Origin of the sequence: Pseudomonas fulva (assembly GCF_023517795.1) — a bacterium.
GTDB classification, from domain to species: Bacteria; Pseudomonadota; Gammaproteobacteria; order Pseudomonadales; family Pseudomonadaceae; genus Aquipseudomonas; species Aquipseudomonas fulva_D.
This window is the reverse complement of record NZ_CP082928.1, coordinates 4,514,086-4,526,378: the sequence shown is the minus strand read 5'-3', so window position 1 is coordinate 4,526,378 and position 12,293 is coordinate 4,514,086. Positions and strand designations below refer to the sequence as shown.

General features: G+C 65.6%; 13 protein-coding genes. 1 reads left to right on the top strand and 12 read right to left on the bottom strand.

Going from position 1 to position 12,293, the window contains the following annotated elements:
- Nucleotides 1-28 precede the first annotated feature (28 nt).
- The gene (gene bdcA / locus K8U54_RS20830) at nt 29-742 is read left to right on the top strand and encodes an SDR family oxidoreductase (protein WP_249907590.1); all 714 of its coding nucleotides are present in this window, start codon (nt 29-31) and stop codon (nt 740-742) included.
- Between the two features lie 13 nt (nt 743-755).
- Here bdcA and K8U54_RS20825 read toward each other — a convergent pair whose 3' ends face one another.
- The 12 genes from K8U54_RS20825 to K8U54_RS20770 all read right to left on the bottom strand — a co-directional run bounded on the left by K8U54_RS20825 (nt 756) and on the right by K8U54_RS20770 (nt 12,210).
- Nucleotides 756-1,187 carry a YkvA family protein gene (locus K8U54_RS20825; RefSeq protein ID WP_249907589.1) on the bottom strand — a complete coding sequence of 144 codons (432 nt, stop codon included), beginning with the start codon at nt 1,185-1,187 and terminating at the stop codon, nt 756-758.
- A gap of 342 nt (nt 1,188-1,529) precedes the next feature.
- Nucleotides 1,530-2,267, bottom strand: coding sequence for an FKBP-type peptidyl-prolyl cis-trans isomerase (locus K8U54_RS20820; protein ID WP_249907588.1), 738 nt, complete (start codon nt 2,265-2,267; stop codon nt 1,530-1,532).
- Nucleotides 2,268-2,503: 236 nt separating this feature from the next.
- On the bottom strand, nt 2,504-3,412 hold the full coding sequence (locus K8U54_RS20815; RefSeq protein WP_249907587.1) for a hydroxymethylglutaryl-CoA lyase: 909 nt from the start codon (nt 3,410-3,412) through the stop codon (nt 2,504-2,506).
- Complete coding sequence (locus K8U54_RS20810) at nt 3,409-5,307, bottom strand: acetyl/propionyl/methylcrotonyl-CoA carboxylase subunit alpha (protein ID WP_249907586.1); 1,899 nt, start codon at nt 5,305-5,307, stop codon at nt 3,409-3,411. Before K8U54_RS20810 ends, K8U54_RS20815 begins: the two co-directional genes overlap by 4 nt.
- A complete protein-coding gene (locus K8U54_RS20805) occupies nt 5,304-6,101 on the bottom strand; it encodes a gamma-carboxygeranoyl-CoA hydratase (protein WP_249907585.1) in 798 nt (265 codons plus the stop codon). Before K8U54_RS20805 ends, K8U54_RS20810 begins: the two co-directional genes overlap by 4 nt.
- A gap of 13 nt (nt 6,102-6,114) precedes the next feature.
- Nucleotides 6,115-7,722: a carboxyl transferase domain-containing protein gene (locus K8U54_RS20800; protein WP_249907584.1), complete on the bottom strand. Its 1,608-nt coding sequence runs from the start codon at nt 7,720-7,722 to the stop codon at nt 6,115-6,117.
- An 83-nt stretch (nt 7,723-7,805) separates the two neighbouring features.
- Nucleotides 7,806-8,987 (bottom strand): isovaleryl-CoA dehydrogenase, encoded by a 1,182-nt coding sequence (locus K8U54_RS20795; RefSeq protein WP_249907583.1) that lies wholly within the window; start codon nt 8,985-8,987, stop codon nt 7,806-7,808.
- A 57-nt stretch (nt 8,988-9,044) separates the two neighbouring features.
- Entirely contained in the window at nt 9,045-9,431 is a 387-nt protein-coding gene (locus tag K8U54_RS20790; protein ID WP_249907582.1) for a MerR family transcriptional regulator, read from the bottom strand.
- A 125-nt stretch (nt 9,432-9,556) separates the two neighbouring features.
- Nucleotides 9,557-9,994, bottom strand: a complete 438-nt coding sequence (locus K8U54_RS20785) for a phosphotransferase system, HPr-related protein (RefSeq protein WP_249907581.1) — start codon at nt 9,992-9,994, stop codon at nt 9,557-9,559.
- A 70-nt stretch (nt 9,995-10,064) separates the two neighbouring features.
- The gene (locus K8U54_RS20780) at nt 10,065-10,391 is read right to left on the bottom strand and encodes a thioredoxin family protein (protein ID WP_249907580.1); all 327 of its coding nucleotides are present in this window, start codon (nt 10,389-10,391) and stop codon (nt 10,065-10,067) included.
- Between the two features lie 69 nt (nt 10,392-10,460).
- Nucleotides 10,461-10,772 (bottom strand): YgaP-like transmembrane domain, encoded by a 312-nt coding sequence (locus K8U54_RS20775; protein WP_249907579.1) that lies wholly within the window; start codon nt 10,770-10,772, stop codon nt 10,461-10,463.
- 133 nt (nt 10,773-10,905) lie between these two features.
- Entirely contained in the window at nt 10,906-12,210 is a 1,305-nt protein-coding gene (locus K8U54_RS20770) for a CitMHS family transporter (RefSeq protein ID WP_249907578.1), read from the bottom strand.
- Nucleotides 12,211-12,293: the final 83 nt, after the last annotated feature.

Below are 12,293 nucleotides of genomic sequence, written 5' to 3'. Positions count from 1 at the left end.
CCCGAACCTTCACACAGGAGACACCCCCATGCCCCGCTCGACTCGCCCATCCGTTCTCGTCCTCGGCGGCAGCCGCGGCATCGGCGCCGCCATCGTGCGCCGTTTCGCCGGCGAGGGCGCCCAGGTCACCTTCACCTATGCCAGCTCGGCCGCATCGGCCCTCGAACTCGCCGAGCAAACCGGGAGTACCGCCCTGCAGCTGGACAGCGCCGAGCGCGAGGCGCTGAGCTCGGCCATCGAACGCCTGGGTGCCCTCGACGTGCTGGTGGTCAACGCCGGCCTGTTCATCGCCGGCGACCCGCTGGAACTGGCGGCCGATGCCATCGACAGATTGTTCGCCATCAACATCAACGCCCCGTACCACGCGGCGGTCAGCGCCGCACGGCGGATGCCGGACGGCGGGCGGATCATCTTCATCGGCTCGAACATCGCCGACCGTGCGGCGATGCCGGGTGTCGCCGCCTATGCCGCCAGCAAGGCCGCGCTGACCGGCATGGCCAAGGGCCTGGCCCGCGACCTCGGTCCCCGCGGCATTACCGTCAACGTGGTGCAGCCGGGCCCGACCGACACCGACATGAACCCTGCCGACGGCCCGCTGAACGAGTTGATGCACAGTTTCATGGCGATCAAGCGCCATGCCCGCAGCGACGAGATCGCTGCCATGGTGGCCTGGCTCGCCGGCAGCGAAGCGGGCCTGGTCACCGGGGCTGCGCTGACCCTGGACGGCGGCTTCGCCGCCTGACACCCCGCTTCGCTCAGGTTACCCGTTCGGCCACCGGCAGCTTGGCGATGGCCTCGCGGGTTTCCCGATCCTGGGCGTCGCGCCAGGTGCGGAACGCGTCCAGCTCGCCGCCCCAGGTCTTCATCACCCAGGCCAGTACCGCCAGGTCATCGACCAGGCCGAGGCCGGGAATGAAATCGGGAAGCGCATCGAGCGGCGACACGAAGTAGATCAGGCCAGCGACGATCGCCACCAGGGCCTGGGGGTTGATCGCCCGGTAGCTGCCCCGCCACCAGGCCACGCACAGTTCCTGCAGCAGGCCCAGGTCGGCTTTCAACGACGACAGGCTGCGCGCGCCACCGCCGCTTTTACGGGTCACGGCCAGCAGCAATGCCGGCAGACGGCCGCGCTTGAGGAAGCGCTGCGCGATGGGCAGGTAACGGGCAAAATTCCACGGTGCTTTCATGACCACTCCTCGTCAGCCCGCACGGCTGCTGGGCTGTCTATGGTTATCCACCATAGCTGTGGATAACCTTGTGAACAGTTATGGGATTAGCTTACCAAAGCCCCCTGTGATGCGGCCTCGCCACAGATCGGACATTTTTTATCCAGCCGATAAAACCTTGCTAAATCAATCAGTTAAAAAAATCAAAAGATTTCGTAAAAAAACTGACCAACTGAATAGGAAGCTTTGTCGCAGTGTGCATAACCGCCCTGTCAAGGCTTGTAATCGGCGTTTTTTGCGGTTAGGAACGCCCACAAACGACAACGCCCCGACAGGCGGGGCGTTGTTCCAGGCAACTGACGCTTACTGGGCCGGAGCGGCCTCGGGAGCAGCTTGCTCGGCAGCGTTCTGGTCCTTGATGCCCAGCAGCTCGAGGTCGAACACCAATACCGAGTTGGCCGGAATGGCCGGGCTCGGGCTCTGGGCGCCGTAGGCCAGCTCGGCCGGAATGTACAGCTTGACCTTCTCGCCCACGTGCATCAGTTGCAGGCCTTCGACCCAACCCGGGATCACGCCGCCAACCGGCAGGTCGATCGGGGTGCCGCGCTCGATGGAGCTGTCGAACACGGTGCCGTCGGTGAGCTTGCCTTCATAGTGCACGGTGACCACGTCGTCAGCCTTGGGCTGCGGGCCGTCGGCCTTCTTGACCACTTCGTACTGCAGGCCCGAAGCGGTGGTGGTGACGCCGTCACGCTTGCCGTTCTCTTCGAGGAATTTCTTGCCGGCGGTAGCGGCTTCTTCGTTCATCTTGGTCATGCGCTCTTCGGCACGCTTCTGCAGAGAGGCGAAAGCCTCGATCAGCTCTTCGTCCTTCAGGCGCTGTTCTTTCTTGCCGATGGCGTCTTCGATGCCTTGGGCAACGGCGTTCGGATCCAGGTCGTCCATGCCTTCCTGAGCCAGGCTCTTGCCCATGTTCAGACCGATACCGTAGGACGCCTTCTGCGCCGGAGTTTCCAGTTTTACGTCGCTGGTTTGCGAATCACAACCGGCGAGCACCAGGCCCACCAGGGCGATCGCTGCTGCCAAACGATGCTGTTTCATGCTGATTCCTTGTCCGCTGCGCCCTAGGGCTATCGAGTGAAGGCGCGAGCTTAGGGTGTGTGAGTGTGTCAACGCAAGCCGCGGCGCCTGGATTTATCCAGGCAGATCACACGCGCTCTGCGAGAAGTGGCGAGCGGCGGCATCGAAGCCAACCTGATCGTTCAGCACGCCGCGCCGATCTCGCGAAACAGCGACGTAACTGACTAGCCGGTAAGAGTTTTTCTGCTCGCAGAAGTTCACTGACGGCCTGCCTGGGAACGCGCCCGGGCGACCCGTGAGGCGGACTCCCGGCCGAGCACGCGGCTGATGCGCTGCCCCGCCTCGATCAGCCGCGGCAAATCCACCCCGGTCTCGATGCCGAGCCCCTGCAGCAGATAGAGCACGTCCTCGCTGGCCACGTTGCCGGTCGCCCCCTCGGCGTAGGGGCAGCCACCAAGCCCGGCCACCGATGCGTCGAATACCGCGATGCCTTCCAGGAGGCTGGCATAGATGTTGACCAAGGCCTGTCCGTAAGTGTCGTGAAAATGCCCGGCCAGGCGATCACGCGGTACTCGCCGGCCCACCACCTCGAACAACCGCCGCACACCAGCCGCGGTGCCCACGCCGATGGTGTCGCCCAGGGATACCTCGTAACAGCCCATGGCCTGCAACTCGCCCGCGACCGCCACCACCTGTTCGGCGGCGATGGCGCCCTCGTACGGGCAACCGAGCACGCAGGACACATAGCCGCGCACCTGCACGCCATGCTGCCGAGCCGCGTCCATCACCGGTTCGAAGCGCTTCAGGCTCTCGGCGATGGAACAATTGATGTTGCGCTGCGAGAAGGCCTCGGACGCCGCGGCGAACACCGCCACCTCGCGTACACCGGCCTGCAGCGCGGCCTGCAGGCCCTGCAGATTGGGCGTCAGCGCCGCATAGGTAACGCCGGGGCGCTGGGCGATGCTGCCGAACACCTCGGCGCTGCCGGCCATCTGCGGTACCCATTTGGGCGACACGAAACTGCCGACTTCTATATAGCCCAACCCGGCGGCGCTCAGGTCGTCGACCAGGCGTACCTTGTCGGCCACGCCGATCGGCTGCTTCTCGTTCTGCAGGCCATCACGGGGGCCGACCTCCACCAGGCGCACATGGCTGGGCAGGCTCATGGCTGCCCCTCCAGTTCGACCAGCACCGTGCCTTCGCCGATCAGCTCGCCCTCGGCGCAGTAGATGGTCTTGATGGTGCCAGCCTGGGGCGCACGAATGCTGTGCTCCATCTTCATGGCCTCCAGCACCACCAGGGCAGCGCCCGCCTCGACCTGCTGCCCCGCTGCCACCAGCACGCGCACGATGCTGCCGTTCATGGGCGCGGTAAGCCCGCCGCCGTGGGCATTGCTCGCGTCGGCGGCGGCAAGCGGATCGAAACGGCGCACGGCCAGCCACTCCACGCCCCAGCGCAGATACAGGGTGTCGCCTTCACGCAGCGCGTTTTTCGGCGTGGCGGTCGCTGGTTCTATTTCCAAGCGGCGGGTGACCTCGCCGCAACTCAGGGTCATCGGTGTAGCGGCTGGCAAGACGCTGCGCCAGGCATCACGCGCTGCCCAGGGCGAGTGCGGATCGTCGGCCCGCTGGCGGTCGATGTCAGTTGCCAGCAGGGCCGCGCCAGCCTGCTGCCAGAAGGCATCCGGCAATGGCTGCGCAGGCGGCAGCACTTGCGCCTGGTGCCGCTCGATAAAGCCGGTGTCCAACTCGGCGGCGGCGAACGCCGGGTGGGCGAGGATGCGCTGCAGGAACGCCAGGTTGGTCTTGAAGCCGCCAACCAGGGTCTCGGCCAGCATGGCCAGCAGCCGTTGGCGCGCCTCCTCGCGGTTCTCTCCCCTGGCGATCAGCTTGGCCAGCATCGGATCATAGAACGGCGATACCTCATCGCCCTGCTCCACGCCGCTGTCGACCCGTCGCCCTGGCCCCACCGCAGGCTCTCGATACAGGTCGAGATGCCCGCTGGCCGGCAGAAAGCCGCCTTCCGGGTCTTCGGCATACAGGCGCACTTCGATGGCATGGCCATTGAGCGGCACCTGCTCCTGGCGGATCGGCAGCGGCTCGCCACGGGCCACGCGGATCTGCCAGGCGACCAGGTCGAGGCCGGTGATCGCCTCGGTCACCGGGTGCTCGACCTGCAAACGGGTATTCATCTCCATAAAGAAGAACTCGCCGCGGGCATCGAGCAGAAATTCCACGGTGCCGGCGCCCACATAGCCGATGGCCTGGGCGGCACGCACCGCGGCCTCGCCCATGGCCCGGCGCAGCTGAGGCGACAGACCCGGCGCGGGCGCCTCCTCGACCACCTTCTGGTGGCGGCGCTGAATCGAGCAATCGCGCTCGTTGAGGTACAGGCAGTTGCCATGCTGATCGGCAAACACCTGGATCTCCACGTGGCGTGGCTGCAGCACGTATTTCTCCACCAGCATGCGCCCGTCACCGAACGCCGACTGCGCTTCGCGCTGCGCGGAGGCCAGGGCGTCGGCCAGATCGGCCTCACGCTCGACGATCTTCATGCCCTTGCCGCCGCCGCCCGCCGTGGCCTTGAGCAGCACCGGGTAGCCGATCTGCTCGGCCGCCTCCCGGAAGGTTTGCAGATCCTGGGCCTCGCCGTGGTAACCGGGCACCAGCGGCACGCCGGCCTCTTCCATCAGCGCCTTGGCCGCCGACTTGCTGCCCATGGCATCGATGGCGCTGGCCGGCGGGCCGAGAAAGATCAGCCCGGCGGCTTCGAGCTTGCGGGCGAAGGTGGCGTTCTCGGAGAGAAAGCCGTAGCCGGGGTGGATGGCTTCGGCGCCGCTGGCCAGGGCGGCCTCGATGATCCTGTCCATCAACAGGTAGCTGTCGGCTGGTTTGGCGCCGCCCAAATCGATGGCCCTGTCCGCCTCGCGTACATGCCGGGCGCTGTGGTCGATGGCGCTGTGCACCGCCACGGTGGTCAGCCCCAGGGCCTTGGCGGTGCGCATGACCCGGCAGGCGATTTCGCCACGGTTGGCGATCAGCAATGTGGTGATGGTTTTCATGGCTGGGCCTGCCAGGCGGGTGCACGTTTTTGCAGAAAGGCATCGAGGCCCTCCTGCCCTTCTTCACTGATGCGGATGCCGGCGATCACGCTCTCCGTACGCTGGCGCAGGGCGTCGTTCAATACGCCACTGCCGACGCCGTGCAACAGCGCCTTGGTCTCACGCATGGCCTGGGGGCTGTTGAGCAACAGCGTGGTGATCCACTGTTCCAGCTCGCTCTCCAGCTCGCCTGGCGCATAGCACTCGGCCAACAGGCCCAGTTCCCGCGCCCGCTCGCCGTTGAAGCGCTCGGCGCTCAGGGCATAACGGCGCGCCGCGCGCTCGCCGATGGCCCGCACCACGTAGGGGCTGATCACCGCCGGCGCCAGGCCGATGCGCACTTCGGAGAGGCTGAACAGCGCATCACTGGCGCCAATGGCGATGTCGCAACAGGCGGTCAGCCCCACCGCACCGCCGAACGCGGCGCCCTGCACCACGGCGAGGGTCGGGCACGGCAGGTGGTAGAGCTGGCTCATCAATTCGCCCAGCTCGTGGGCATCGCGCAGGTTGGCGGCGTAATCCAGCCTGGCCGAGGCCTGCATCCAGGCCAGGTCTGCGCCAGCGCTGAAGTGCTTGCCGCGCCCACGCAGGACTAGAAAACGCGTGCTGTCATCGGCCGCTACCTGACGTAGCGCCTGGATCAGCTCCTCGATCATCTCGGCGTTGAAGGCGTTGTGCTTGTCCGCGCGGTTCAGCCACAGGGTGGCGACGCCGCGCGGATCAAGCTGCAGTTCGATGGTGCTGAAGTCGGTCATCGGTCTGTCCTCGCTACATGCGGAACACGCCGAAGCGTGTCGGCTCGATGGGTGCATTGAGGCTGGCGGAAATCGCCAGGGCCAGCACGTCGCGGGTCTGCGCCGGGTCGATCACCCCGTCGTCCCACAGCCGTGCGCTGGAATAGAAGGCATGGGCCTGGCGTTCGTACTGCTCGACGATGGGCTGCTTGAGGCGCTGTTCGTCTTCGGCGGAAAATACCTGGCCGGCGCGCTGCGCCTGCTCGTGCTTGACCTGTACCAGCACGCCCGCGGCCTGCTGGGCGCCCATCACACCGATCCGCGCGTTGGGCCACATCCACAGGAAGCGTGGGTCGTAGGCGCGACCGCACATGCCGTAGTTACCGGCACCGAAGCTGCCGCCGATGATCACCGTGAACTTCGGCACCCGGGCGCAGGCCACCGCGGTCACCAGTTTGGCGCCGTGCTTGGCGATGCCGCCCTCCTCGTATTTCTTGCCGACCATGAAGCCGGTGATGTTCTGCAGGAACAGCAACGGGATGCCGCGCTGGCAGGCCAGTTCGATAAAGTGCGCGCCCTTCTGCGCCGCCTCGGCGAACAGGATGCCGTTGTTGGCCAGAATGGCGATCGGGTAACCGTGCAGATGGGCGAAGCCGCACACCAGGGTGGTGCCGAACAGTGCCTTGAATTCATCGAGCTGCGAGTCGTCGACGATCCGGGCGATCACCTCGCGCACATCGAACGGCTGCTTGGCATCGGCGGGAATCACCCCGTACAGCTCGTCGGCGGCATAGCGCGGGGCGATTGGCGTGCGCGCTTGCAGCTGGCCGAGCTTGCGCCAGTTGAGATTGGCCACGCAGCGCCGGGCCAGGGCCAGGGCGTGCTCGTCGTTCTCGGCGTAATGGTCGGCCACGCCGCTGGTCTTGCAGTGCACATCGGCGCCACCCAGCTCCTCGGCGCTGACCACCTCGCCGGTGGCGGCTTTGACCAGCGGTGGCCCGGCGAGAAAGATGGTCGCCTGCTCGCGCACCATGATGGTCTCGTCGCTCATCGCCGGCACATAGGCGCCGCCGGCGGTGCAGGAGCCCATCACCACGGCGATCTGGGCGATGCCCTGAGCGCTCATGTTGGCCTGGTTGAAGAAAATCCGTCCGAAGTGCTCGCGGTCCGGGAATACCTCGTCCTGACGCGGCAGGTTGGCGCCGCCGGAGTCCACCAGATAAACGCACGGCAGGCGGTTTTCCCAGGCGATGGCCTGGGCGCGCAGGTGCTTCTTGACGGTCAGCGGGTAATAGCTGCCGCCCTTTACCGTGGCGTCGTTGGCGATGACCATGCACTCGACGCCTTCGATACGGCCGATGCCAGCGATCACTCCGGCGGCAGCGACCTCTTCGTCATACACCTGGTAGGCGGCCAGCGCGCCGACTTCCAGAAACGGCGAGCCCGGGTCGAGCAGCCGGTCGATGCGCTCGCGCGGCAGCAGCTTGCCCTTGCCTGTATGTCGCGCCTGGGCCTTGGCACCACCGCCTTCGCGGGTGCGCGCCAGCAAGGTGCGCAGCTCCTCGACCTGGGCGCGCATCGCGTCGCGGTTGGCAGCGTATTCGGGGGAACGGGTATTCAATTGCGTGTGCAGTGTGGCCATGGCAAGGCTCCAACTGACGGACAGATTTAAAAATTACCGGCGTTTTTAAACCTGTCCTGAACCATGAAAACCAGGGGCTCAGATCAAGCCGTTTCGTTGAACAGCTCGCGGCCGATCAGCATGCGGCGGATCTCGCTGGTGCCGGCGCCGATCTCGTAGAGCTTGGCGTCACGCCACAGCCGCCCGACCGGGAATTCGTTGATGTAGCCGTTGCCACCAAGGATCTGGATCGCCTCGCCGGCCAGCCAGGTGGCTTTTTCGGCGGCGTAGAGAATCACCCCGGCGCAGTCCTTGCGCACCTGGCGCACGTGCTCGCTGCCCAGCGCGTCGAGCTGCTTGCCTACCGCGTAGAGGTAGGCGCGGCAGGCCTGCTGGGTGGTGTACATGTCGGCGAGCTTGCCCTGGATCAGCTGGAACTCGCCGATGCTCTGGCCGAACTGCTTGCGATCGTGAATATAGGGCACCACCACGTCCATCGCCGCCTGCATCAGCCCCAGCGGCCCGCCGGAGAGCACGGCGCGTTCGTAATCCAGGCCACTCATCAGCACCCGCGCGCCCTCGCCAACGCCGCCCAGCACGTTCTCGGCCGGCACCTCGACGTTCTGGAACACCAGCTCGCCGGTGTGCGAGCCGCGCATGCCGAGCTTGTCGAGCTTCTGCGCCACGGAGAAGCCCCGGCTGCCCTTCTCGACAATGAAGGCGGTCATGCCCTTGGCGCCGGCTGCCGGATCGGTCTTGGCGTAGACCACCAGCACGTCGCAGTCCGGGCCGTTGGTGATCCACATCTTGCTGCCGTTGAGCACGAAATGGTCGCCCTTGCGGTCGGCGCGCAGCTTCATCGACACCACGTCGGAGCCGGCGTTGGGCTCGCTCATCGCCAGGGCGCCGATATGCTCGCCGCTGATCAGCTTGGGCAGGAAACGGCGCTTCTGTTCGTCGCTGCCGTTGCGGTTGATCTGGTTCACGCAGAGGTTGGAATGGGCGCCGTAGGACAGGCCGATGCCACCGGCGGCGCGGGAGATTTCCTCCATGGCGACCATATGGGCCAGGTAGCCCATGCCGGCGCCGCCGTACTCTTCGCTGACGGTCAGGCCGAGCAGGCCCATGTCGCCGAACTTGCGCCACAGGTCCATGGGAAACTGGTCGGTGCGGTCGGCCTCGGCGGCGCGCGGGGCGATTTCCTTGGCAGCGAAGCCGGCGACCGCGTCGCGCAGCATGTCGATTTCCTCGCCAAGGAAGAAATTCAGGCCTGGCAGGATGCTCATGTAACGACTCTCCTTGTTGTAGTTGTAGGAAGCGTCAAACGGTCGGTGATCGGGGGTTCAGGCGGTGGTGGGAATGGCCTTCAGGGCGCTCAGGCAACGCTGCTCGGCGGTGTCGAGTTCGCGCTGCATCTGCTGGATGTCGAGCAGTTGGCGAGCGAGGTGCTCGCGACGCTCGGTGATCTTCTCCAGAAAGTGGTCGAGCTGCTTGCGGTTGCCGCCGGCCGGGTCATAGAGGTCGATCAACTCTTTGCATTCGGCCAGGGAGAAGCCGATGCGCTTGCCACGCAGGATCAGCGTCAAGGTCACCCGGTCGCGGGCGCTGTAGATGCGCTCCTGGCCTCGCCGCTCGGGCGCGAGCATGCCCTGCTCCTCATAGAAGCGAATGGTGCGGATAGTGACGCCCAGCTCCCGGGCCAGATCGGAAATGCTGTGGGAAACGCTCATGTCGCGGCGGCGCCTTTAGGTTACCTTTACGTAAACGTAAGCCTGCAATTGCAAGCCTGTCAAATCGGCGACGCATAAGCAGGCAATAAAAAAGGCATGGCCCAAGCCATGCCTTCACGCTGCCCTCAAGGCTGCGGCTTGCCGTCCCACGGCACGCCATCGAGGGGGCGGCGACGCGCCATCTCCTCTTCGTCGAGCCCTTCGCCGGCACCGATATCGCCTTCGCTCACGATGCTCAGGTCGCGGTCGGCCGGCATGTCGTCGCCACGCTCACGGGGGGAGCGTGCGCCAGTGTCGTCGATCAGTGTCTCCGGACTCAGGTCGTCGAGGCTTACGCCATCCTCGTGGCGGCCTTCCCTCAGGGTTTCGCCACCACTCTGCCCTGCTTCGCGCACGCGCTCGTCGGGGTACTCGTGCTGCACTTCGTCATCGGGAAGGCGGTCGCCGATACGCCCTTCACGATCATCCTGGCGATCGCTGAAGTCGAGCTGCTCGATCGACCCCATGCGATCCTCCATGTCGTCGATCTCCTGGGGCGTGGCAGATTGCTTGGATGTGCTCATGATGATCTCCGCTGTGGGTCTATCTGGTGGACTTGTCCTGCAGCGGGAAAATTCAGGAAAAGTGACGACCTCACCCTTCGCCGACCAGTTGCTCCATCGCCTCCTCGATCACGCTGCTGCCGGTCGGCCGCACCAGGCGGGTGACCTCCACACCATCGCGCAACAGCACCAGCGTCGGCCACAACTTGACGCGAAACGAACGCCCCAGCGGGCGACCACTGCCGTCCTCGATTTTCAGGTGCTGTACCTCGGGGTAATCCGGCAACACCTTGGCCAGCAGCGGCTGGGCGGCCTGGCAATGGCCGCACCAGTCGGTGCCGAACTCGAGCAGGGTCATGCCGGGCATTGCCTGCACCTCGGCGGGCGTCGGGGCGGTGGCGCTATAGGAATTGCTCATGGGGTCTCCTTGCCGATGGCACAAACGAAACCGCCCCGTTGAGGCGGGGCGGTCGAGGATTGCAGCGTATCAGACGCCGTCGCTGAGCTTCTTGGCGACGGGTTTGACGCGCTCGGCGATCTCGCCTTCGATGCGCGTCACGGTGTCGGCGATACGGTCCACGTCGGGGCGCATCGAGCGGGCGTCCTCCATGATGCTCTTCAGGCGGCAGTGGCCGCTCAGGCCGCGGGCCACCAGCATGCCGCCAAACGCCGCGCGGGCCAGGCCGAGTATGCCGCCACGCTTGAGGCCGCCACGGGCCATGGCGATACCGCTGCCGATGGACAGCGCACGCTCCCAACCCTGGACGTTACTGCTGCCTTGCTTATCGGAAATGGACATTGCGTTCGCTCCAGTCGGTGATTGATATCCAACCGACTGACCGCAGCGGCCTGGCGTTCGACCCTGCCGACAGGCGGATAACCGGTCGTGAACGAAACCGGCTGCCCTCGGGCAGCCCTGTGAAGCCGACCGATCAGACCAGCAAGGAAATCGCCCCGGTGATCACCGCCACGAAGGTGACGGCCAGCGACAGCAGCACGGCCCACTTCACGGTGGCCTTCTGGAAATCGCCGATGTCCTTGTCGACCATGCCGACCAGCAACAGGGTGGAGGCCACCAACGGGCTCATCAGGTGCACCGGCTGGACGAGGATCGATGCCCGGGCGATTTCCAGCGGGCTGATGCCGTAGGCCGCCGCGGCCTTGGCCAGAATCGGCACCACGCCGAAGTAGTAGGCGTCGTTGGACAGCACGAAGGTCAGCGGCATGCTGGTGATCGCCACCACCAGCGGGAACAGGTGCCCCCAGGACGGCGGAATCATGTCGACGATGCTCTGCGCCAGCGCGTCGACCATCCTGGTGCCCGAGAAGATGCCGGCGAACACCCCGGCGGCGAACACCAGCAGCACCACGGTCATGGCGTTGCCGGAGTGAGCCAGGATGCGTTCTTTCTGAATGTCGAGTTGCGGGTAGTTGACCATCAGGGCGATCACGAAACCGACCAGGAACAGCACCGCGGCGTGGGCCAGGCCCATCACCAGCGCGGTCATCACCGCGACCACCAGCAGCAGGTTGATCCACACGAAGCGCGGGCGCTTGTAGGGCTGGTCGCCGAGGATCTGCTTGATGTAGCACTCGCCACCGCCGGCCTGCAGTTCGGTATTGCCGATACGCGCGCGCTCCTTGCGGCCGAGGATATAGGCGATCAGCACCACGCAGGCGGCGCCAGCGACCATGGTCGGCAGCAGCGGGACGAAGTAGTCGGAGGCATCCAGGCCCAGGGCGGCGATGGCCCGGGTGGCCGGGCCGCCCCACGGGGTCATGCCGCTCATGATGCTCAACGACAGCATCGACACCGTGGCGAGCACCATGGGGTTCATGCCGATGCGCCGGTACAGCGGCAGCATCGCCGCGCAGGTGATCATGTAGGTGGTGGTGCCGTCGCCGTCCAGGGCGACGGTCAGCGACAGCAAGGCGGTGCCGACCGCGATCTTCACCGGGTCGCCATTGACCTTGCGCAGGATCACCCGGATCAGTGGGTCGAACAGACCGGTGTCGATCATCAGGCCAAAGAACAGAATGGCGAACAGCAGCAAGGCCGCCGATGGCGCGACCATTTTCAGGCCGTCGAGAATCATCTTGCCGGTGGAGTCGCCGAAGCCGCCGGCAATGGCGAACGCGATGGGAATGAAGGTCAGTGCCACGATGGGCGACATGCGCTTGGACATGATCATGTAGGTGAACACGACCACCATCGCCAACCCGAGTAGAGCGAGCATCTGAATTCTCTCTTGTTCTGTTATTGAGACGAGCATTCGCTGCCGCACCGGCACAGCCGCTGCGGCAGGCGTTCAGGCAAATG